Source organism: Streptomyces sp. NPDC002888 (assembly GCF_042888465.1).
Classification (GTDB): Bacteria; Actinomycetota; Actinomycetes; order Streptomycetales; family Streptomycetaceae; genus Streptomyces.
On the sequence record NZ_JBIAPU010000022.1, the window covers coordinates 20,238 to 41,382 of the forward strand.

The following is a 21,145-nucleotide window of genomic DNA, read 5'->3' on the forward strand; positions in this document are numbered from 1 at the left end:
GTGCTCACGGCCCGCTCCTCGGCCTACTCCTCCTCGGCGTCCTGCGCGAGGAGTGCGTAGGCCGAGGCCACGAACGGGTCGCCGGCACGGAACCGGCGGGTGCACAGCGCCGCCAGAGCCGTGCCGGTGTCCGGCCGGAAGCCCAGGAACGCCTGCTGGCCCATGGTCGCCCCGCCGTGGAAGTACATGGGCCCACGATCCGTGGGGTGACGGAACCAGGCCACCGTGTGCGTGTGCCGGTGTCCCGGGCCCCGCCGCAGCACCGGGGTGCGCACCGACAGCAGCGCGTCGGCGAGGGGTGTGCCAGGCGGGTCGAGGTGCGCTTCGAGGAAGGTGAGCAGGTCGCGCGGCGTGGCGCGCAGGGCACCCGCCGCCGGGAAGCCACCGGCGTCGAAGGCGGGGACGGTTGTGCGGCCGTCCCTGCCGTGTCCCACGGCGTCCACACCGGGGCCCAGGGGCCGGGCGCCGGTCTCGCTCAGGGCGAGGGGACGCAGGACCTGGGCGGCCAGCAGCTCGTCCCAGTCCGTTGCGGTGGCCGCCGCGACGGCGTGTCCGAGCACCGCGACACCGAAGTTGGAGTAGTGCCAGCGCGTACCGGGCCGGTGTCGCGGACGGTGGCGCAGGAAGGCGTCGATCACGTACGGGGCGGGGTAGCGGGCGTAGGGGTTGGTACGCCAGGCGGGCAGGGCCCGGGCGAAGAAGTCGCGCGGCAGCGAGGGCAGCCCGGAGGTGTGCGTGACGAGATGCGCCAACGTCACGGGGGCCGGCCCGGCCGCCCGGCCCGGGGTGAGACAGGCGACGGCCGGCTCGCCCCCGGACAGCAGGCCCCGCTGGATCAGCTGGGTCAGCAGCAGACCGGTGAACGTCTTCGAGGCGGACCCGAGCTCATAGCGCAGCTCGGAGCGGGGCACCGGTGGCGAGGGCGCGGTGCCGCCGGAACGAATGGTGCGGCGGCCGCGCCGGGAGACGGCGAAGACGACGTCGGGCCCGTCGGCGGCGTCGACGGCCTGCTCCAGTCGCAGTCCCAGGGCCGCGTCGTCCGGGCCCGTCGCCCTCGCCGGCCCGTCGGACGCGCGCAGGTCGTCCACGACCGCGCCCGGCCAGGGCATGAGCCGGCCCCTCATGAGGGCGTGGCGTGCGCCAGCTCGGTCAGGGCGCGGGAGGAGGCCAGCACGGAGGCGAACGCGGCGACCAGCGTCGGGTGGTAGACGACGTCGAACACCTCGCCGGGATCGCCCTCGGGCATCGCGTGCACCGCGGGCATCGCGCCGTCGGCCTGCTGCGCGGCCGCGAACCCCGCCCAGGCCCGCTCGTCGAGCGTGGGCCGGGGCAGACAGGCGTCCACGACGAGCAGTTCGCCGAGCAGGTCCCAGCGCTGGAGGTCCAGCCAGTCGTCGATCCAGACCGGCAGCCACAGGGCGAGATAGTCGGCGAGGTCGGGCGGCAGGCCTTCCGGTTTCTCTCCCCAGTCGGTGAGGTGGAAGACGGTGTGTGTGACGGCGTACGCGATGTGCCCTTCCACCGCCCACGGCTCGGGGGTGCGCGCCAGCCAGGTCGCGGCGAGGGCGTCGGCCTCGGACGGGCGGGGGATCAGGCCGAAGCGGCGCTGGAAGGCGGACAGGCCGAGCCGCCGGGTGGGTGTCACCTCGAAGGCCGACCAGCCGTCGATCCGGTGGTTCAGGAGCGCGGCCCGCTCCACCTCGGGTTGGCTGTACCCCAGTTCCCGGAACGGCAGGTACACCTCGAACGGGATCGGGGAGATCGGCTCGGTGCGCTGGCCGCGTACCAGCATGCGGCCGCCGTCCAGCGTCTCCCGCCACACGTGGTCGAGCAGTTGCCGCGCCAGCTGGGCCTGCCGGGCCCCCGCCACCCCTTCGCGGAACAACACCTGGCAGATCAGGGCCAGTTCACCGATCGGTTTGAAGCGCTCCAGGAAACCCACTTCAGGGTCGACGTCCGGCTCCAGACGGAATCCGTCGCGATGGGACCACAGCCACTCCAGGGCGTGGACACCGACCGTGTGGATGAGTCGGGTGTCGGTCATCCGAGTGCTCCTTGTCCCTCGTACGGCATCCGCGTGTCCAGTGCGCCGTGCCGCCTCCGCGTGTCCCGCGTACGCGGCCGCCCAGCGCCCCGCCCGCCCTCCCCGTCGACACGGCCGAGCGTCAGCGCCGCCGCGAACGCGGCCATCAGGGTGGAGTGATAGCAGCGGGTGAAGTCCTGCCAGACGTCCCCGTCCGTGGCCGCTCTCTCCTCCGGGAGCGCCCCTGTGGTGTGCTGTGCTGCGGAGATCCGCTCCCAGGCGTCCCGCAGCACGGCCGGTTCGGGCGGGCCGGGCAGGCTCGCCGCCACGGCCAGCAGTTCGCAGCTCAGGTCCCACATCCCGGCGTCGAGGCAGGTGTCGAGCCAGGGCGGCAGCCAGTCCGTCAGATAGGCCGCCAGGTCCGCCGGTACGCCGTCAGTGGCGCGGCCCCAGTCGGTGAGGTGGAACACCACGTGTGTGAGCGCGTAGCCGGAGGGCCGCTCGAAGGTCCACGGTTCCGGCAGCCCGCCCAGCCAGGTACGTCGCAGCGCGGACGAGGTCTCGTCCTGCGGGCGGAGGCCGCTGCGCCGCTCGGCGTCGAGCACGCCGAGCCGCCGGGTCGGAGCCTGTTCGGTGAGCCGCCAGCCGCGGGTGCGGGCCACCCTGGCGGTGGCCGCCTCGTAGCCGGCATGCCGCAGGCCCGCGGCGGCGAAGGCGGCGTACACCTCCAGCGGATACGTGGCGAAGGGCTCGCATCGCTGCAACCGGACGAACAACTCGCCCTGACGGGTCTGCCGCCAGGCGAAGGTCAGCAGGTCGGACGCGCACGCGTGCAGCGGGTCGGTCGCCGCGGTGTGGCGCGCGACGCTCGCGCACACCCGAGCGAGTTCTCCCAGCGGCTTCCAACTGCCGTTCACCTGGCCGTCCGCGGCCAGCGCGTCGTCGCCGAGGGCGAAGTCGTCCCCGTGGGCGGCGACCCAGGCGAAGGCCGCCTCCTCCACATTCCGGAGCTCCCGGACGCACGCCGCCGTCACACGAGCGCTCCTGCCCGCATCAGGCGTGCCGCCTCCACCTGGAGCGCGACGCGGGGGTCGTCCCCGCCCATCAGCTCCACGAAGTCGAGCCCCGTCTCCAGCCCCAGGGTGTCCGGCACACCGTGCAGCAGGGTCAGCCAGCGTCCGGCTCCGGCCGCCTGCTGCCAGTCCCTGCGGCGTACCGCCCGGACGAAGCCGCGGGCCACGTCCACCGGTCGGCTCTGGGCCACACGGGCGACGGCGTTGTCCTCTTCGGGCAGGGCGAGTGCCGCCAGCACCGCGAGTTGGTGCGTCAGGGACCGCCAGTCCGCCTCGATCAGCCAGGAGTCGTCGGGTTCCTCGGCGGGCCGGCCGGGAGGGGGCGCGTCGAGGAGCCGCAGCGTCCGGCGCATGGCCCAGTGGCTCCACGCGACGGCGGGTGCGGCGTGGGCACGGGGCGGATGAGTCTCCACGGCCATGGTGAACAGGGAGAGTTCCGCGTCGTCGGGCGGGGTGCCGCGCAGGACGTTCGGCAGGAGCAGGTCGGCTCCCACCACGCGTACGGCCGCCGTGACGAGTCTTCGCGCACCACCGTCCACCGCCGCGAGGCCCGCCCCACGAGCGTGGTCCCCGCCCCGAAGGGCGGAGACCACGCCGGAAGCGAGGTCCTGCACCGTGCCCAGCAAGAGGGGCGAAGTGCCTGACTGCTCCATTCGATGCCTTAGCCCTTCTTCGGGCGCGGGGTCGGCGGGGAGAGCAGCACGAACCCGCCGCCTCCGGCGATCGCCAGTGCGGCGCATTCCCTGCTGTCGCGGAAGACACCGTCGGGCTCGGCGGGGTCGAGAGCCGCCTCGATGTCGAGGCCCGCGAGGTGGGTGAGCTCTTCGACCGTGTGCTCGGTGGGAGACATGCCACCAACTCCTTCTGGGTTCGGGGTGTAGGTCAACAACCCTTCGAATGAAGTCCACCAAGGGGGATAAATTTGTGCAACTGGTATGGAAACCTCATAAGTTACTCTTTCAACATGTCCGACATTCAAGCAGGGGTTTCCGGGATGCGGGAACGCCACCTCGGGAGGACGATGGAGTCGGAGGCACCGAGATGTCCGTGCTCTTCTTCGACATCGGAGCGACCCTGGCCGACGCCCGTCCGGAGGCCGACGGTTCGCTGACGTTCCTGCCCGGGCCGCGTGTAGTGGCGGTGCTCGACGCCTTCCGTGACGGGCGCAAGGGCATCATCTCCAACCCCGGATCGTGCGAAGGCGCCGCCCTGGGGGCCGCCTCGGTCCCGGGCGCCGACTCCACCGTCCCCGTCACCGCGCACCTCGACTCCACCGCGTCGGGCGGCGCCTTCGTCGACGCGGCCGGCGAGCCGCGAGGCGCACCGGCCCGCAGCGTGCGCTTCGTGCTCTTCAACGCCGTCCAGCGGCTCACGGGCTCGGCCGATCCCGCGGTGGGCGCAGCGACCACACGAGCTTCCACGAACGGGGGTGGGCGGGCGGCGCCGTCTCCGAGGACCTTTTCGCGTCCGACGGCGGGCCCGGCACCGGCACCCGGCAACACCACACCCCGGGCGACACCCTCCTCGACCCGGACCACAGCACACGGTTCGCGGCCACGATCGCCCGCTCCGTCACGGCGACCGCCCTGACGCTCGCGGGCCTGTAACCCGTCAGACCGCCGACAACGGGCCCGGCCCGCGGCAGGAGCATCCGTCATGACACAGACGATCGACCAACGCGACCTGGAGTACGACCGGCTGGCCGAGTCCGAGGGCGCCGACGCGTTCCTCGAGGAGACCGACCGCGTGGCGGAGTCGGTGAACCACACCCTCATCGCCGAGAGCAGCAAGGTGAACCGCTTTACGGGACATCTGACCGAGCTGCGCGTGGAGGGCGCTCCCGCCGCACTCGCCGACAAGGCGGGCCGAGACGTCACCGACGGCGACTACATCGCCCGGGCCAGGGAGTACCTCTCCTCGGTCGCGGGGGCGATCGGCTTCGCCGCGGGGGAACCCGCCGAGTTCGTGGCCGATCCGAAGGTGACGGCCACCAGCGGGGGCATGCGCGTGGTCAGCCTCCAGCAGACGCTCAACGGCATCGAGGTATGGGGCATGGCCCCGAAGGTGTGGCTGCGCGAGGACGGCACGGTGGACCGGGTCGTCGGCGACACCGCGAGTGTGTCGGCCGACATCCCCACGATGCCGAGGGTGCCGGCCGAGACGGCGCTGGCCGTGGCCGCCGCGAAGGCCGCCGAACCGCTCACGGTCGAAGGGCCGTTCGGCGCCGACGAGCTGCCCGCCCTGGACGTCCCGGCCGCGTTCACCCGGCTGACGTACCAGGCGCGCAACGACCAGCCGATGACGTTCGAACAAGGGCCCTTCGACGAGGCGATCCCCGGTCGGCTCGTGTACTTCAACATGGGGCCGGTCGTCCGTCTCGCCTGGGCGTTCAAGTTCTCGCGGGCGCACCTGGCCGTGCAGTACCAGGCGCTCGTGGAGGCCGACGAGCCCACGGCGGGCGGGGCGGCGCCCGCGATCCTGTACTTCCAGAACCTGACCAGCCACGTCTCGGGACGGGTGTTCCGGCGCAACCCGGCCGAGAGCGGCTTCGACGAGGTCCCCTTCCCGCTGCCGCTGAGCGACTACCCGACCCTGCCGCCACCGGATCTGTCGCCCGGGTTCCCCGATGCCTGGACCAGTCAGGACAACGGGCAGGTGGCGACCGTCGGCAACAACGTGCGGGCCGTCGACGGGACCACCGAGCAGGTCTTCGGGGTCGCTCTCCCCACAGCGGGCGACGCGGTGTTCGCCCCGCCGCCCGGCACGCCGGAGCAGTTCGTCACCAACATCTTCTTCTTCTGCAACTACATGCACGACTTCTTCGTGACGCTCGGTTTCACGGAGGAACACGGCAACTTCCAGGCCGTCAACGTCTCGGGCCTGGGCAAGGGCGCCGACCCGGTCATCGCCTTCGCCCACCCCGGGACGGTCGAGGGCACGGCCAACATGACCACCCGCGCCGACGGAGTGGCGGCGGTGATGAACATGGGCCTGGTCGCCCGCACCGGACGGCACACGGCCAACGACGCGGACGTCGTCTTCCACGAGTTCGTGCACGGTGTGACCAACCGGCTCGTCGGCGGCCTGCACGACGCCAACGGTCTGCGCGAGCGCCAGTCCCGCGCGATGGGCGAGGGCTGGTCGGACTTCTTCGCGCTGACCACCCGCAACGTCTCCCAGGACGAGGAGCGCACCGTCGTCGGCAACTGGGTCGTCGACGACGAGGGCGGCATCCGCCAGCGGCCGTACGACGCCCAGTACCCGGGCGGGTTCGGGGACATCGGCAAGGGGCGGGGGCAACTCGCGGACGGGCTCGACTACACGGAGGTCCACAACGTCGGCGAGATCTGGAGCGCCGCTCTCATCGAGATGACCCGCCGGGTCAGCGCGGCACTCGGCAGCAAGGAGGCGGGCTACCGCACCACCTGGCAGGCGGTCGTCGACGGACTGAAACTCACCCCGAAGAACCCCTCCTTCCTCACCGCCCGCGACGCGATCCTGCGGGCCCTGAAGGACTTCGAGGGCAACCGGCTCACCGAGGACGAGTACCACGCCGTCCGCGATGCCGCATGGGGAGCCTTCGCCCGCTTCGGCATGGGCTTCGACGCCTTCTGCCCCAACGCCACCTTCACCGGCTGCACGGCCGGCACCCAACTGCCCCCGCAGGGGCACGACGACTAGAACGACCCTGGATCAGCGGGTCCGACAGCAGCCGCTCGTCGCCTCGGGGAGACGTCCACCACAGTCCGTACAGGATTGCGTCCGCTCGGGGTACCCGGGTTCTGAAACAGTCGCTCACAAGACAGTTGCCGTTTGACAACTATGGTCATGGGGCAACAAAGTAGCCGTGACGGACGTGCACGGGGAAGGAGCAGGTATGTTCCGGTGGACGGACGCCACTCCGTGCCCAGGCCGCCGACGCCGAGAGGTGTCCGCGGGCCCGGCGCCACGACGAACGGTTCAGGCCGTTCTGCTGCCGGAATCCCGGTCGTCGTCGTGTATCCGCGCCGCCGCCGCGTCACAGAACGCCTCCAGCCCCTGCAGCAGCGCGGTCCGCTTGGCGGCAGGCATCTGGTCCAGCACGGTCCGCACCGCCGACTCCCTGCGCACACGCAGGTCGGCGAGGAAGGTGCGGCCCCGGCCGCTCAAATACAGGCGCACCTCGCGCCTGTCGCTCGGACTCACCACGCGTTCCACGAACCCCGCCGCCTGCAACCGGTCGCACAGCCGACTGGTCGACGGGGGTGTGGAGGCCAGGGAGTCGGCGAGGGTGCGCAGGTTGATGCCCTCGTGGTGTTCGAGGATCAGCATGACGCGCAGCTGGGAGGCGGACGCGGGCGCGGTCGAGGCCCGGCCCCACAGGACTTCCAGCAGCTCCGCGGCAGTGGAGGTCACACGCGCGACCTCGTCTGGCTCCGGGCGGGGGCGGAAGGTAGTCACTGTCACACTCTCGCAGGCACTGGGACGCTCGCCAGCGTACTAGGCGCGCGAGACGGCTTGTCTTGTGAGCGAGCCCGTAGGTGTCAGGCGAAGGATTGGTGTTTCTCCCATCGTGAAGAGATTCGTTGCCGCTGAGCGCGCCCTGCGTACGGCGGCTCCCCACGAGTTGCTCGACGCCGTCCGTCGTGTACTGATCGAGCAGTACACGGCGGACTCCGTCGAGTTGTACATGGCCGACTACGGACTGACGGTGCTGCAACCGGTGTCGGTCCTGCCGCACACGCTTCAGTCGGTGTCCGTGCACAACAGCCCGGCCGGCCGGGCCTTCGGCGCGCAGGAGCCGTTCGTGGAGACCCGGCGGGACGGCCGGGTGCGCGCACACCTGCCCGTCACCGTGCGCGGCGACCGGCTCGGCGTGCTGTCGGTGACCCTGCCCGGCGAGACCGAACTGCACGACTGCCTGGACGAGCTGACGGAGATCGCGCAGGTGCTCGGCCACGAGGTACTCGTCGCCGAACGCGACACCGACGTCTACATGCAGGCACGGCGCAAGGAACGGCTCACGCTGGCCGCCGAGATGCAGTGGCAACTGCTGCCCGGCCGCTCCTGTGCCCGCTCCGAGTACGAACTCGGCGCGCAGCTCGAGCCGGCGTACGCGATCTTCGGCGACAACTTCGACTGGTCCGCCACGGCCGACCGGCTCACCCTCTACGTCACCAACGGCATGGGCGAGGGCATAGAGGCCTCCCTGCTGACGAACCTGGCGATCAACGCCCTGCGCAACGCCCGCCGGGCGGGCATCCCCCTCGCCGACCAGGCCGCCCTGGCCGACCAGGCGATCTACGCCCACTACAGCGGCCGGTGCTACCTCTCCGTCCTCATGCTCGACTTCGAGCTCGCGACGGGACGGACCCGGGTCGTGGACGCCGGGTCCCCGCGGCTTCTGCGGCTGCGGCATGGCTCGGTGGAACGCGTCACCTTCGAGGCCCAACTCCCGTTGGGCATGTTCGAGGAGACCGACTATGTGCCACAGGAGTTCCAGGCCGAGCCGGGCGACCGGCTCGTGTTCGTCAGCGACGGGGTCTACTCGGTCGCCTCGCCGGGCGGCGAGGCCTACGGCGACGCGGCCCTGGCCCGGGCGATCACGGCCACCCGTCTGCTGCCCGCCGCCGAGGTTCCACGCGCCATCCTGCGGGAACTCACCGGCCACCGGGGCAGATTCGCCCCGGACGACGACGCCCTGGTGGTGTGCCTCGACTGGCGCGGACGATGACCCGGACGGCGATCGCACAAGCCCGCCCGGGGGCGATCGCAAAAGTCCGACCAGGGCCGACGATCACGTGTTGTTCGCCCAGGAGCCCGGGCATTAATGTTTGTCATACGGCAATAATTGCCTGAAGTCCCGCCGAGCGAGGGGGCCTCAGGAGCCAGTAGCAAGGAGCACGTAGCACGTGCGGAGGGAGACGGAACAGGTGCCGGAACAGGACACGGCCCACGAGCCGACGGAACAGCAGGTGGCCGCCTTCCTCGAGCGGCGCCAGGAGCAGATCGCCCAGCGCTGGGCCGACGCGGCGTTGTTCCGCACGGTCTTCACCGTCTCCCGCGACGAGGCGGTGGAAGCCTGTAAGGCCGTGGTGGACGCCCTGTCCGACGTGGCCGTCACGGGGCGCCTCGAGGACATCACCGCACCCGGATTCGACAGGGTGCGCGACCAGTTGGGACGGATGGCCGCCTCCCGCGCCCGCACCGGATCCAGCCCCTCCCAGATCGCCGAGGAGGTGGCCGGCCTGCGCGCGTCGATCACCGAGCTGATGCGCGGTGAGTACTCCGACCCGTCCGAGGCGTCGGCGCAGGAGTCCCTGGTGTCCCTGACCCTGCTGATGGGCACCCTGCGCCTGGTCGTGATGGAGACGACGCTCAGCGCCGGCCAGGAGCTGATCGAGCGACAGCAGCTGCAACTCCTCGAAGCGGCCACCCCCGTCATCAAGTTGTGGGAGGGCACCGTCGCCGTACCCCTGATCGGCACGCTCGACAGCGCACGCAGTCAGGTGGTGATGGAGAGTCTGCTGGACGCGATCGTCGCCGAGCGGGCCCGGTACGCCATCCTCGACATCACCGGCGTGCCCACGGTCGACTCGCTCGTCGCCCAGCACCTGATGAAGACGGTGGCCGCGGCCCGCCTCATGGGCGCCGAGTGCATCGTCTCCGGCATCCGTCCCGCGATCGCGCAGACCATCGTCCAGCTCGGCATCGACCTGGGGACCGTGCTCACCCGGGCCTCGCTGGCCGACGCTCTGGCGTACGCACTCGGGCAGCAGGGCATCGAAGTGTCGCCCCGCCCGACGACGGGTGCGGGCCTGCGGTGAGTACTCCCTTCGGTCGCAGCGCCTCCGTCCCCGTCCTGACGCTGGGCGACGTCCTGCTGGTCACGTTGCAGGGCGAGTTGCACGACGGGATGGCCGAGCAGCTGCAACAGGACATCAGCGAGCGCATCGCGGACAGCAAGGTCACCGGACTGGTGATCGACATCTCCGGGGTGGAGATCGTCGACTCCTTCCTGGGCCGCGTCCTCGCGGAGATCGCCTCCGTCGCCAGTCTGCTGGCGGCGCGGACCGTGCTGGCCGGCATGCGGCCGGCCGTGGCGATCACCCTGGTCGAACTGGGCCTCACCCTGCCCGGACTGGTCACCGCACTGGACGTCGAACGCGCGCTGGAACTCCTCAAGGAGACTGTCCCGGCCACCCCATCCGTCACCGAGGGGGGTCTTTGATGCCGGCCTCCCGCCACACCGCCACGACCAGCCTTCCGATCGGCAGCGACGCCGATCTGGCGTGGGTACGGCAGGAGGTGCGACAGGTCGCGGCCGAACTCGGGTTCAGCCTCGTGCAGCAGACCAAACTGGTCACCGCGGCCAGTGAACTCGCCCGCAACACGCTCGTCCACGGCGGCGGCGGACAGGTGGACATCACCCCGCTGGACAACGGGCCACGACGCGGGCTGCGGCTGTCCTTCTCCGACGAGGGCCCCGGCATCCGCGACCTCGACCTGGCGATGACCGACGGCTACACCACCGGCGGCGGCCTCGGCCTGGGACTCAGCGGGGCCAAACGGCTCGTCCAGGAGTTCGCCGTCGACACCGAGCCAGGCCGGGGCACCACCGTGACCGTCGCCGCCTGGGCCGGCGGTGTGCCCGCCTCCCGTCCGGAGGCGCGATGAGCCGCGTGTGGGACATCCCGGTGCACGACTCCACGCGCGTGCGCGACGTGCGCGTGGCGGTCGAGGCGGCCTGCGTCCAGGCCGGCCTCGACCCGCGCCGCGCGGACGTCGCCGCCCTGGTGGGCACCGAGTTGGCGACCAACCTCGTCAAACACGCCGAGGGCGGCCGCGTCGTGATCGAGCTCGTCGACGACCCGGCCCTCACCACCGGCCCCCGCCGGTCGTCGGTGCAGGTCCTCTCCCTCGACCACGGCCCAGGAATCGCCGACGTCACCGCGGCACTGAGCGACGGCTACAGCACCGTTGACACCTCCCTCGGCGCGGGCCTCGGCACCTGCCGACGCATAGCGAACGACTTCGACCTGCACAGCGTCCGAGGCCGGGGGACCGTCGCGGTGGCCCGCATCGACCACGAGCGCGCCGCCCGGCCCCCGGACCGAAACCAGACCCAGGACGGCCTGCGAGTCGGCGGGGTCAACCTCCCGCTCGCCCGGGACGAGTACTCCGGCGACGCCTGGAGCTGCGTACACGCCGACAACCTCGTCACCCTCATGCTCGCCGACGGCCTCGGCCACGGCATCAAGGCCGCACACGCCTCCGATGCCGCCGCGCAGGAGCTGCACCGCGCCGCACACCTGCCGCCCCCCGAGATCCTGCGCCGACTGCACGCGGCGCTACGGCCCACCCGGGGCGCGGCTGTCGCCGTGGCACAGGTGGACGTGGCGACCGAGCAGCTGTACTTCGCCGGGGTCGGCAACATCGGCGCGCGTCTGCAGGCAGCCGACAGCTGGCGTTGGCTCGTCTCCCGCCCCGGGATCGTCGGCGCCCACTTCCCGGCCACCTTGCCCGTGACGCAGCTGCCGTGGCGACCGGACGCCCTGCTCGTGCTGCACAGCGACGGGCTGCCCAGCCGCTGGACGCCCCCCGACGACCCCGACCTCCTCATCCACGCCCCCGCCGTGGTGGCCGCGGCCATCCTGCGGGACGCCAGCAGCGCCGCCCGCCCCCTGCGCGACGACACCAGCGTGGCCGTACTCGCCCCCGACCGCCGGACCCGTACCCATGACCGCCGTACCTGACAGCTGGAAGATCAGCTCGGCCGCCGACGCGGCCCTCGCCCGGACGACCGTCGCCCGCCTCACGGCCGACGCCGACGTACCGCTGCTCGAACGCGCGCGCTTCCTGACCGCCCTCACCGCGGGGCTGCGGCGCTGCCTCGACCAGGGCGGCACCTGGGAGCTGGCCCTCACCGCCGACGAGCCCGCCGTGGACACCGACGGGCAACTGAACGTCACCCTGCGGCCCATCGGCCACTCCCAGCGGCGCACGCCGCCCGCGGAGTTCACCCTCGCCTGCCCCCGACCCCTGCCACCGCCCACGGCAGGACCGGACCGCGCGGAGCTGGCCGACGGCGTCCTGGCCGCCGACAAGGACACCGCGGCCGTACTGGACAGGCTGGACGAGACGGAGGAACTGCTCCGCCTCCACCGCGACGAACTCCACCAGACCAACCAGGGCGTACTGGCCCTGCACGCCGAACTCGACGCCGCGGCACTGGCCGAGCGCGAACTGCTCGACGCCGAACGGGCCGCCCGCGCCCAGGCCGAGAACGCACGCAGCGTGCTGACCTTCCTCGCCGACGCCAGCGCCGCCGTGACCGCCTCGCTCGACCGCGAGACCATCCTGCGCCGACTGCCCGAACTCCTCGTCCCCGAGTACGCCGACCACGTCGACGTCTGGCTCTTCGACGACGAGCGCACCCCCGGCAACGGCGGACGCCCGGCCGCCACGGTGACCGCCGCCCGCACCGGACACCCCCAGCACGCCGCCGCCCACCCCGGCGACCTGCCCGGCGTCGACGACCTGCCGGCCTCGGTCCTGTCCCCGACGCGGCCACTGCTGTGCATCCCGCTCACCGCCCACCGGATGCTGGGCGTCCTCACCCTGACCGCGCCCGGCCCCCGCTTCGATCCCGACGCATCCGTCATGCTGATCGAACTGGCCCGCCGCACCGCCATCGCCCTCGACAACGCCCGCCGCTACGAACAGCACCGGGACACCGCCGAGGCCCTCCAGCGCGCCCAGCTCACCGACCTGCCCACCGCCGAGGGCCTGCTCCTGGCCGCCCGCTATCTGCCCGCCACCCGCGGCCTCAACATCGGCGGCGACTGGTACGACGCCTTCGAACAGCCCGACGGAAGCCTGCTCGCCGTCATAGGGGACGTCACGGGGCACGGGCTGCGCGCGGCCGTCATGATGGGGCAACTGCGTACCGCGCTACGGGCGTACGCCGTCGAGGGCGACAGCCCCGGCCGGATCCTCACCCGCCTGCACCACATGCTCTGCCACCAGCAGCCCGAGCTGTACGCGACCGCCGTCATCGCCCGCTTCCGGCCCGGTGACCCCGAGGTCGTCTGGGCCGCCGCCGGGCATCCGCCCCTGGTGGTGCGGACCCCCAACGGCGCGGTGCGGGTCGTGGAGGCCAAACCGGGCATCATGCTGGGAGTTCCCGTCCCCTACCAGTACGAGGACCACGCCCTCGCCCTCCCGCCCGGCTCGACCGTGGCCCTCTACACCGACGGCCTCGTCGAGCGGCGGGCCGAGGGCATCGACCCCGGTATCGACCGACTCGCCCACACCCTCGCCGGGTTCGGCACGGCGGAGCTGGAGCAGGACCTGGACGCCTCCGCCGAGTCCCTGCTCAAGCCCATGCTTCACGGCTCCGAACGGGACGACGACGTCTGCCTGCTGCTGTGCCACACCACCCCGGTGGCCGAGCCGGCCGACGCCCCTCACTCCACGTCGGTGGAGCCGGCCGAACCCGCGGCGGGCGGTGGCACGCCGCCGTCCTGAGCCGCGAGGAACGCCCGCATGCCGCGGTGCAGCGCGGCCCGCTCGGCGGGCCCCATCTGCGCCAACGCCGTGGCCAGCGCCTGCGCCCGTCGCTCGGCGATCTCGCCGAGCACGTTGCGCCCGTGCGGGGTGAGGGCCAGCCGCACCTCGCGACGCCGCTCGGGATGCAGCGCCCGCTCCAGCAGGCCCGCCGCCGCCAGCCGGTCACACAGCCGGCTGGCCGTGGGAAGCCCTGTCTCCAACCGCTCCGCCAGGGCCGTCAGATTCAGTCCCGGCGACGACTCCAGCGCCCGCAGCGCCCGCAACTGGTGCGGGGACAACCGCAGAGCCGCCTGCTGGGCGGCCAGGGCCCACAGGTTCGTCAGGCTCTCCACGGCATCCGCGATCTCCAGGGCGACGGCCTCCGCGCCGTCGCCCGAACCCCGCACCCGCTCATCGCCGGGATCGCCGAGACGAGTCACGAACACATCACTTCCAGCAAACTCCAGGGGCTGAGAATGTCACCTTCATTCCATCGCTGTACCCGATGAGCCGACGGGCAAGCGACCCACGGCGTGTACGAAATCCGAAACAGCTGTCGGCCTCGTCGGTGCGGGGAGGGGGGGCGGCCCCGGCTCGGGTCGCCCCGCCGGGGGTTCCCCTCCCCGCACCGCCTCAACGACGCACGAGTTCGACCCGGTAGCGCCGTGTCTGTGACCCGTCCTCACTGGTCACGGACACGACGGCCAGGTTCTTGCGGCCTTCTGTCGTCCTGTCGACCGCGACGGTCGCATAGGGGTCGCGTGCCGTGGCCGTGACCGTGCTGCGGCGCGGGTCGTCGGCGGCGACCCGGTACGTGGTCGTCTCGGGATCGAAGGAGGCGACCGGGACCCCGGCCACCTCGATGGACTCGGCGGCCGCGTCCGAGGAGGTGCCGGGTGTCCTGGCGTACACCTCGATCTCGCTCAGGGTGATGTAGCCGCCCGGACGCGCGGTCATCACCACACGCACGCCGGTCGTCGGACCTTCCGCCGTCACCGGTACGTCGACGACAGGTGTCCCCTCCGTCCCGACCTCGACGGCGTCGCCCGCGTCGACCCACGTGCCGCCGTCGGCCGCCCGCACCTGCACCTTCAGGCTCGCGGGGAAGGAGGCCGCGCTCCCGTCGCGGTAGAGGTGCGCCACGACCCGGTCGAGGTCGCGTGCCCTCGGCAGGGTGAAGGTGACGGTGTCGGAGGGGTTCTTGGTGTTCCCCGGCTTCCAGTTGGACCATGCCTTCTCGGACACGTCGCCGTTGCGCAGGCGCTCCGCGGAGTACCCGCTCTCGGTGAACGTGGCGTCGACCGAGACGTCCTCGTCGGGCGCGACGTTGGTCTGCTCGGGCTCGGTGACCTGCACCCGTACGGCCGCGTCGACGGTAGTGCCGTCCACGACGTGTGCGACCCCGCGCAGCGTCACGACGCCCGTCGCGTCGAACGCCCCGTCAGGCGCCGGGGACCAGCTCACCGGCAGGTCGGCCCGGCCGCCGTTCCTGCCGATCCCGGTGACCGTGGACGGAAGTTCCGGCTTCCCGCCCACGTACGTCTTGGCCCGGCCGGGCACGGTCGAGGCGATCGTGTCGACGGTGACGACCGCTTCCGCGGGGATCCTCCGCCCGAGGGAGTCCGTCGCCCGGCCCTTGACGCGAACCGTCCCGGGATCGCGCCACGCGCGGTCCGGCGGAAGGGTCCATGTCACGGGGAGGGAACCCCGAGCGCCGTCCCGGAACACCGGCGTCACCGTCTCCGGCAGCTTCGGCGGCAGGCCGGGGACCGTGAAGGCGTCGGCCTTCTCGGTGCGCAGCACCGTCTCGTCGGTCACGGACCAGCGCTGGTTCCCCGCCGAGGTCGGGGTGTACGTCGACACCTTGGCGCCGTCCGCCGACGACTGGCCGGTGACATCGATCAGGCGGCCGGTGGCGGCGTTGACGAACGTCCAGGTGCCGTCGCCGGTCGTCGACATGATCCACTGCGCCGCTTCGTCCGCCTGGCCCGCGCCCGGGGCCTCCAGGACGGCCTGGTCGTCGCGCACCGCCAGCCGCTTGCCGGTGATGGCGTTGGTGAGGGCGTAGCGCTCGCGGTTGTCGGTGCCGCGGGTCAGCTTCCTGACGGACCACAGCTGCCGCGCGCTGCCGGCGTCGGACGTACGGATGACGACACCGCTGCCGTCCTCGGACGGGGCGAGGGACTTCCCGCTCTGCGCGCCCTGGAGCCGGTAGACATGGCCGGGCTCGACGAGGGCCGCGTTCTTCGCCACCCCGCTGACGCCGTCGACCAGGAACGTCGTGACCGACTTCGCGGGAACCGTGAGCGTGGCCGACCGGTCGGTCACCCGGACCGGAGTGCCCCGTACCAGGGCACCGTCCGCGCTTGTCACCACGGGCGTGACCGAGGCCCCCCGCGCGACCTTGCCGAAGCGTGACAGGTCGAGGGTCACGGAGCGCGCGGACGTGCCGCTGTTGACGTGCACCACGGTCGCCGCGCGGCCGGACCGCCGCACCGCGGCGACGCTGGAGGGGTCGTCGACCTTCGTGAAGTGGTCGCCGGGGCGGATGTAGTGGGTGAAGTTGCGGATGGTGTGGAACTTGGAGTTGGCCCGCACCGGGCAGGTCTCCAGGGTGTCCTGAGCCGTGCAGTTGAACGGGACGTGGATGCTGCCCCAGTTCTTCCCGGCCGCCGCCTGGGGGACGGAGTCCTCCACGGGCTGCCAGAACACCCAGGCGGAGGGCTCCAGTTCACGCATGTCGTCGACCATGCGGGTGGCGATCCCGAGCCCCGGTTCCATGCTGGTGAAGTCGGTGCCCGTGCCCCAGGTGCCCTCGACCTCGCTCATCCACAGCTTCTTGTCCGCGCCCTTGGCGATGTCCCGCGCGCTGGTGCGCATCCCCGTGCCATAGGTGTGCACGTTGAGCTGGTCGACGGCGGCTCGCGCCGGGTCGCCGTAGGCGTTCCAGTTCTGGGTGAAGATGCCGGGGTTGGTCTCGTCCATCGCGGAGACCCCGGCGTCGGTCCGCGCGCCGTCGAGCGCCTTGTCGAGGGCGAGGACCACCTTCTGCTGGAGTTCGGGACCGGCGTGCGCGCCTTCCTGGCGGCCCCCCGTCGGCCGGCCATCGGCCCCGAGCTGGGTGCCCCAGTAGGGGGTGTTGGGCTCGTTGAGCGGGTCGATGGTGTCGAACTTGATGTGATGCGACTTCTCCAACTGCTCGGTCACACGCACGAGGTAGGTGGCGAAGTCGTCGACGCGGTCCGCGCGGATCTGGTCCGTGGAGGCGTCGAAGCCGCCGGAGACGTAGCCGCTGACGGTCTGGAACCAGGGCGGCGAGTTGCTGAACGCCTCCCAGCGGGTGACCTTCTTCTTGATCTGGTCCACCCACCAGCGCTGACCCGCGTCGGCGTCCCAGTCCCAGTGGTCCGGGTTGTTCGGGTCCCACCAGTCCATGTCCTGCCGGGTGGTTCCGGCGGGCGCCTTCCAGAAGCCCTCCATGGTGGCTCCCGCCTTCATGTAGTCCTTGCGGACGTCGGGCGCGTTGCCACCGCCGATGTTGTAGCGCGCGATGTTGAGGGCGAGCCCGTCCTCGCCGAACAGCATGTCGACGAGCCGTCTTCGGATGGGCTCCGGATAGCCGCCCGTGGCGTTGGCGAACCAGACGAGGCTCGTGCCCCATCCCTCGAACTCCTGCTGTTGGTACGACGGATCGATCCGCACCGTGACCGCGCCGGGCGGCGGGTCCGCGGCCGTGGCGGCCACGGCGGGCGGGACGACGAGACCCGCGCCCAGCATCAGGGGAACGGCCGGCACCAACGCTCGGACGATGCGATGTCGGTGGGACAAGGCACTTCCTTCCACAACCCGGAGACGACAAGCGTGAGACGAACAGAATCGACCAGAAGCAATCGAGCTCAAGGCATGCTTGACGACGAAAATGGACACGTCAAGACAGTGCGCAGGCTCCGGACCACCTCGGGCCGCTCCCGTGAACGCCTCTCTCAGGCCGCGTAGTTGAAGAAACCCCGACCGGACTTACGGCCCAACAGGCCCGACTCGACCATGCGGCGCAGCAGGGGCGGCGGCGCGTACAGGGGCTCCTTGTACTCCTCGTACAGCGCGTCCCCGATCGCCGTCACGGTGTCGAGACCGATGAGGTCGGCCAGCCGCAACGGGCCCATGGGGTGGGCGCAGCCGGCCGTCATCCCGGTGTCGATGTCCTCGGCCGTCGCCGTGCCCGAGGCGACCATCCGCGCGGCCGCCAGGAGGTACGGCACCAGCAGGGAGTTCACCACGAAGCCCGCGCGGTCCTGCGCGACGATCGTCCGCTTGCCCAGGGCCTCCCCCGCGAAGGCACGCACCCGCAGTTCCGTCGCCCTGGAGGTGTGCAGTGAGGGGATCACCTCGACCAGCGGCATCACGGGCACGGGGTTGAAGAAGTGCAGACCGAGCACGGACTGCGGGCGGCGGGTCGCGGCGGCGAGGCGGGCGATGGGGATCGAGGAGGTGTTGCTGGCCAGTACGGCGTCCGGCTGGGCGACCACCTCGTCCAACCGCCGAAACAGCTCCGTCTTGGCCCGCTCGTCCTCCACGGCGGCCTCGACCACCAGGTCCGCTCCGGCCAGGCGGGACAGGTCGGCGGCGACCGTGATGCCCGCGAGGGCGTGCGCGCGCTCCTCGCAGGTGAGCGTGCCCTTCTTCTCCGCCCGCAGGAGCGAGTCCGCGACGCCGGCCAGACCGGCGCGGGCCCTGGCCTCGGTCGTGTCGCACAACGTCACGGACAGTCCCGCACGGGCGCAGACCTCGGCGATGCCCCGGCCCATCTGTCCGGCGCCGACGATGCCCACGTGCTTGACGGCGGTCATGTGTCCCTCCCTTCGAGGGCGGTCCCAGCGGCCGCCACGCAAGCGAGCGTAGCTCCGTCGCACCCCTGTTGACCTGCGGCGACAGTGCGTCGTTCGCGCACAAAGATGCGTCGTTACGTCGTTGACCGCGCGGACCGGGCACAGCCAGGCTGATCGCGTCCGGTGACGACCAACAGGAGGCACACGTGGCGACCAACGACGGCACCCGGGGCCCGGGTCCCGCTGCGGCGGACCCGACCCGCGGTGCGCTGCACGGCGTGCGGATCGCGGACTTCTCCCGCGTCCTCGCGGGGCCCTACGCCACCATGCTCCTCGCCGACCTGGGCGCCGACGTGATCAAGGTCGAGCGGCCGGGCGCGGGCGACGAGACCAGACAGTGGCGCCCGCCCACCGACGCCGACGGCACCTCGACCTATTTCCTGGGCGTCAACCGCAACAAGCGGTCCGTCGCCCTGGACCTGGCGAGCGAGGCCGGACGCGGACGAGCGCGGGAACTCGTCGCCGAGTCCGACGTGCTGGTGGAGAACTTCCGCCCCGGCACCATGGAACGGCTAGGCCTCGGCCACCGCGACCTCAAGGACCGTCACCCTCGGCTCGTCTACTGCTCCGTCACCGGCTTCGGGAGCACCGGCGGGGCCGCGATCCCCGGCTACGACCTGCTCGTCCAAGCCGTCGGCGGGCTGATGAGCGTCACGGGGGAGCCCGACGGCGAACCGGTGAAGGCCGGGGTGGCCCTCGTCGACGTGATCACCGGCATGCACGCCTGCCTGGGCATCATGGCGGCCCTGCGCCACCGGGACGCCACCGGCGTCGGACAGCGCGTCGAGGTCAACCTGCTCAGCTCGCTGCTGTCGGCCATGGTCAACCAGGCCTCGGGCTACGCCGTCGCCGGCGTCGTCCCCGGACGGCTCGGCAACGCCCACCCCAGCATCGCCCCGTACGAGACCTTCCCCACCGCGGACCGCCCGCTCGCCCTCGCGGTCGGCAACGACGGCCAGTTCGCGGCGCTGGCCAGGGTCCTCGGGTGCCCCTCTCTCGCCGACGACGACCGCTTTCGCACCAACCCCGACCGGGTGGCACACCGTACCGAGCTGCGCAAAGTGCTCGGCGAACGGCTGCTCACCGCCGGCGCCGACCACTGGTCCGTCCTGCTGCTGCCCGCCGGGGTGCCGGCGGGCCCGGTCAACACGCTCGACGAGGCGTTCGCCTTCGCCGACCGGCTCGGCCTGCCCGGCATCCTCGACGTCCCGGCCGCGCCGGACGCAGCGGTGTCCCGGCAGGTCGCCCACCCCATCACGCTCAGCGCGTCACCGGCGCGCTACCGACTGCCGCCGCCGGACCTCGGGGAGCACACCGACGAGGTCTTCGACGGCCCGGCCGACGACATCCCCGTATCCACCTGACCGTCTTCAGCACGAGCGTCTCCCGTTCGACCAGCTTCAGTTCGACCGTCTTCAGTACGCCCGTTCTCCAAGGGAGCACCACCATGTCCGTCACCACCGACGCCCCGCCCGCACCCGCCGCCCTCGATCTCGACGCCGAGCACCTGTTCACCGTCGAGGAGCTGCGCTGGCGCGACCGGGTCAGGGAGTTCACCGCACACCACATCGCGCCGGTCGCCGACGCCGACTTCGAGGACCGGCACTTCCGACTCGAACTGGTCCGAGGACTCGGCGAGCTGGGCGTCCTCGGGATGCACCTGAAGGGCTACGGGTGCGCGGACGCCGGAGCGGTGAGCTACGGGCTGGCCTGTATGGAGCTGGAGGCGGGCGACTCCGCCTGGCGCACGTTCGTGTCCGTCCAGGGCTCGCTCGCGATGTCGGCGATCGCCAAGTGGGGCTCGCAGGAGCAGCGGCAGCGCTGGCTGCCCGGCATGGCGGCCGGACGCACCATCGGGTGCTTCGCCCTCACCGAGCCCGACGGCGGCAGCGACCCGGCCGGCATGAGGACCGTCGCCCGCAGGGACGGGGGCGACTGGGTGCTGAACGGGGCCAAGCGCTGGATCGGGCTCGGCAGCGTCGCCGACGTCGCGGTGGTGTGGGCGGCGACCGACGAAGGCGTACGCGGCTTCCTCGTCCCGACCGACACCCCCGGCTTCGTCGCCCGCGACATCACCAACAAGCTCTCCCTGCGCGCCTCGATCCAGTGCGACCTGTTCTTCGAGGACTGCCGGATCCCCGCCGACGCCGCACTTCCCGGAGTCATCGGTCTGCGCGGCCCGTTCAGCTGCCTCAACGAGGCCCGCTACGGCATCGTCTGGGGCGTCCTGGGGGCCGCCCGGGAGTGTCTGCGCGTCGCCGTCGAACGCTCCACGACCCGGACGGTCTTCGGCAAGCCGCTCGCCGGGTTCCAGCTCACCCAGCACAAGCTCGCGGACATCGCGGTGGAGTACCAGAAGGGTCTGCTGCTCGCCCTGCACATCGGGCGCCTGAAGGAGGACGGCCGACTGGCCCCCGCACAGATCAGCGTGGGCAAGCTGAACAACGTGCGCGAGGCGCTGGACATCGCCAGGAGCGTGCGCACCCTCCTCGGCGGGGACGGCGTCACCAGCGACTTCCCGGTGATGCGGCACATGGCCAACCTGGAGTCCGTCCGCACCTACGAGGGCACCGACGAGGTCCACAGCCTGGTGATCGGCCAGGCGCTGACCGGCCACCGCGCCTTCAGCTGAG

At 71.9% G+C, this 21,145-nt stretch carries 19 protein-coding genes; 10 read left to right on the forward strand and 9 right to left on the reverse strand.

What is annotated here, in order from left to right:
* Positions 1–23: 23 nt before the first annotated feature.
* From ACFYWX_RS31365 to ACFYWX_RS31385, 5 genes are read right to left on the reverse strand one after another with little or no spacing between them, the layout of a single operon-like run.
* A complete protein-coding gene (locus ACFYWX_RS31365; protein ID WP_389427844.1) occupies positions 24–1,124 on the reverse strand; it encodes a serine hydrolase domain-containing protein in 1,101 nt (366 codons plus the stop codon).
* Positions 1,121–2,044, reverse strand: coding sequence for a DUF6895 family protein (locus tag ACFYWX_RS31370; RefSeq protein WP_389427846.1), 924 nt, complete (start codon positions 2,042–2,044; stop codon positions 1,121–1,123). Before ACFYWX_RS31370 ends, ACFYWX_RS31365 begins: the two co-directional genes overlap by 4 nt.
* Positions 2,041–3,057: a DUF6895 family protein gene (locus tag ACFYWX_RS31375; RefSeq protein ID WP_389427848.1), complete on the reverse strand. Its 1,017-nt coding sequence runs from the start codon at positions 3,055–3,057 to the stop codon at positions 2,041–2,043. The genes ACFYWX_RS31370 and ACFYWX_RS31375 overlap by 4 nt, the downstream gene beginning before the upstream one ends.
* Entirely contained in the window at positions 3,054–3,749 is a 696-nt protein-coding gene (locus ACFYWX_RS31380; protein WP_389427850.1) for a hypothetical protein, read from the reverse strand. The genes ACFYWX_RS31375 and ACFYWX_RS31380 overlap by 4 nt, the downstream gene beginning before the upstream one ends.
* An 8-nt stretch (positions 3,750–3,757) precedes the next feature.
* Positions 3,758–3,946, reverse strand: a complete 189-nt coding sequence (locus tag ACFYWX_RS31385) for a hypothetical protein (protein WP_389427852.1) — start codon at positions 3,944–3,946, stop codon at positions 3,758–3,760.
* Between the two features lie 191 nt (positions 3,947–4,137).
* Here ACFYWX_RS31385 and ACFYWX_RS31390 point away from each other — a divergent pair, with 191 nt between their 5' ends.
* Together ACFYWX_RS31390 and ACFYWX_RS31395 are read left to right on the forward strand one after the other, a co-directional pair.
* Positions 4,138–4,686 carry a hypothetical protein gene (locus ACFYWX_RS31390; RefSeq protein ID WP_389427853.1) on the forward strand — a complete coding sequence of 183 codons (549 nt, stop codon included), beginning with the start codon at positions 4,138–4,140 and terminating at the stop codon, positions 4,684–4,686.
* Positions 4,687–4,752: 66 nt separating this feature from the next.
* Complete coding sequence (locus ACFYWX_RS31395; protein WP_389427854.1) at positions 4,753–6,777, forward strand: M36 family metallopeptidase; 2,025 nt, start codon at positions 4,753–4,755, stop codon at positions 6,775–6,777.
* A 279-nt stretch (positions 6,778–7,056) separates the two neighbouring features.
* Here ACFYWX_RS31395 and ACFYWX_RS31400 read toward each other — a convergent pair whose 3' ends face one another.
* Positions 7,057–7,542, reverse strand: coding sequence for a MarR family winged helix-turn-helix transcriptional regulator (locus ACFYWX_RS31400; protein ID WP_389427855.1), 486 nt, complete (start codon positions 7,540–7,542; stop codon positions 7,057–7,059).
* A 106-nt stretch (positions 7,543–7,648) separates the two neighbouring features.
* Here ACFYWX_RS31400 and ACFYWX_RS31405 point away from each other — a divergent pair, with 106 nt between their 5' ends.
* The 6 genes from ACFYWX_RS31405 to ACFYWX_RS31430 all read left to right on the forward strand — a co-directional run bounded on the left by ACFYWX_RS31405 (position 7,649) and on the right by ACFYWX_RS31430 (position 13,605).
* Positions 7,649–8,809 (forward strand): PP2C family protein-serine/threonine phosphatase, encoded by a 1,161-nt coding sequence (locus ACFYWX_RS31405; RefSeq protein ID WP_389427856.1) that lies wholly within the window; start codon positions 7,649–7,651, stop codon positions 8,807–8,809.
* 199 nt (positions 8,810–9,008) lie between these two features.
* Positions 9,009–9,902, forward strand: coding sequence for an STAS domain-containing protein (locus ACFYWX_RS31410; RefSeq protein ID WP_389428099.1), 894 nt, complete (start codon positions 9,009–9,011; stop codon positions 9,900–9,902).
* A complete protein-coding gene (locus ACFYWX_RS31415; RefSeq protein WP_389427857.1) occupies positions 9,899–10,306 on the forward strand; it encodes an STAS domain-containing protein in 408 nt (135 codons plus the stop codon). Before ACFYWX_RS31410 ends, ACFYWX_RS31415 begins: the two co-directional genes overlap by 4 nt.
* Positions 10,306–10,752 carry an anti-sigma regulatory factor gene (locus ACFYWX_RS31420; protein WP_389427859.1) on the forward strand — a complete coding sequence of 149 codons (447 nt, stop codon included), beginning with the start codon at positions 10,306–10,308 and terminating at the stop codon, positions 10,750–10,752. The genes ACFYWX_RS31415 and ACFYWX_RS31420 overlap by 1 nt, the downstream gene beginning before the upstream one ends.
* On the forward strand, positions 10,749–11,831 hold the full coding sequence (locus ACFYWX_RS31425; protein WP_389427861.1) for a SpoIIE family protein phosphatase: 1,083 nt from the start codon (positions 10,749–10,751) through the stop codon (positions 11,829–11,831). Before ACFYWX_RS31420 ends, ACFYWX_RS31425 begins: the two co-directional genes overlap by 4 nt.
* Positions 11,815–13,605, forward strand: a complete 1,791-nt coding sequence (locus tag ACFYWX_RS31430) for a PP2C family protein-serine/threonine phosphatase (protein WP_389427863.1) — start codon at positions 11,815–11,817, stop codon at positions 13,603–13,605. The genes ACFYWX_RS31425 and ACFYWX_RS31430 overlap by 17 nt, the downstream gene beginning before the upstream one ends.
* On the opposite strand, the gene ACFYWX_RS31435 is transcribed toward ACFYWX_RS31430, so the two are convergent.
* The 3 genes from ACFYWX_RS31435 to ACFYWX_RS31445 all read right to left on the reverse strand — a co-directional run bounded on the left by ACFYWX_RS31435 (position 13,545) and on the right by ACFYWX_RS31445 (position 18,536).
* A complete protein-coding gene (locus ACFYWX_RS31435; protein WP_389427865.1) occupies positions 13,545–14,066 on the reverse strand; it encodes a MarR family winged helix-turn-helix transcriptional regulator in 522 nt (173 codons plus the stop codon). The two genes, ACFYWX_RS31430 and ACFYWX_RS31435, sit on opposite strands and share 61 nt — an antisense overlap.
* A gap of 193 nt (positions 14,067–14,259) precedes the next feature.
* Positions 14,260–17,454 carry a glycoside hydrolase gene (locus tag ACFYWX_RS31440; RefSeq protein WP_389427867.1) on the reverse strand — a complete coding sequence of 1,065 codons (3,195 nt, stop codon included), beginning with the start codon at positions 17,452–17,454 and terminating at the stop codon, positions 14,260–14,262.
* A 155-nt stretch (positions 17,455–17,609) separates the two neighbouring features.
* On the reverse strand, positions 17,610–18,536 hold the full coding sequence (locus ACFYWX_RS31445) for a 3-hydroxybutyryl-CoA dehydrogenase (RefSeq protein WP_389427869.1): 927 nt from the start codon (positions 18,534–18,536) through the stop codon (positions 17,610–17,612).
* Between the two features lie 122 nt (positions 18,537–18,658).
* Here ACFYWX_RS31445 and ACFYWX_RS31450 point away from each other — a divergent pair, with 122 nt between their 5' ends.
* The gene (locus ACFYWX_RS31450) at positions 18,659–19,876 is read left to right on the forward strand and encodes a CaiB/BaiF CoA transferase family protein (RefSeq protein ID WP_389427871.1); all 1,218 of its coding nucleotides are present in this window, start codon (positions 18,659–18,661) and stop codon (positions 19,874–19,876) included.
* 83 nt (positions 19,877–19,959) lie between these two features.
* The gene (locus tag ACFYWX_RS31455; protein ID WP_389427873.1) at positions 19,960–21,144 is read left to right on the forward strand and encodes an acyl-CoA dehydrogenase family protein; all 1,185 of its coding nucleotides are present in this window, start codon (positions 19,960–19,962) and stop codon (positions 21,142–21,144) included.
* Position 21,145 lies beyond the last annotated feature (1 nt).

Bases quoted from the DNA above. Each gene is read 5' to 3' on its own strand.
- ACFYWX_RS31365 (WP_389427844.1), bottom strand. From the start codon at position 1,124: ATGAGGGGCCGGCTCATGCCCTGGCCGGGCGCGGTCGTGGACGACCTG.
- ACFYWX_RS31370 (WP_389427846.1), bottom strand. From the start codon at position 2,044: ATGACCGACACCCGACTCATCCACACGGTCGGTGTCCACGCCCTGGAG.
- ACFYWX_RS31380 (WP_389427850.1), bottom strand. From the start codon at position 3,749: ATGGAGCAGTCAGGCACTTCGCCCCTCTTGCTGGGCACGGTGCAGGAC.
- ACFYWX_RS31385 (WP_389427852.1), bottom strand. From the start codon at position 3,946: ATGTCTCCCACCGAGCACACGGTCGAAGAGCTCACCCACCTCGCGGGC.
- ACFYWX_RS31390 (WP_389427853.1), top strand. From the start codon at position 4,138: ATGTCCGTGCTCTTCTTCGACATCGGAGCGACCCTGGCCGACGCCCGT.
- ACFYWX_RS31395 (WP_389427854.1), top strand. From the start codon at position 4,753: ATGACACAGACGATCGACCAACGCGACCTGGAGTACGACCGGCTGGCC.
- ACFYWX_RS31420 (WP_389427859.1), top strand. From the start codon at position 10,306: ATGCCGGCCTCCCGCCACACCGCCACGACCAGCCTTCCGATCGGCAGC.
- ACFYWX_RS31425 (WP_389427861.1), top strand. From the start codon at position 10,749: ATGAGCCGCGTGTGGGACATCCCGGTGCACGACTCCACGCGCGTGCGC.
- ACFYWX_RS31430 (WP_389427863.1), top strand. From the start codon at position 11,815: ATGACCGCCGTACCTGACAGCTGGAAGATCAGCTCGGCCGCCGACGCG.
- ACFYWX_RS31455 (WP_389427873.1), top strand. From the start codon at position 19,960: ATGTCCGTCACCACCGACGCCCCGCCCGCACCCGCCGCCCTCGATCTC.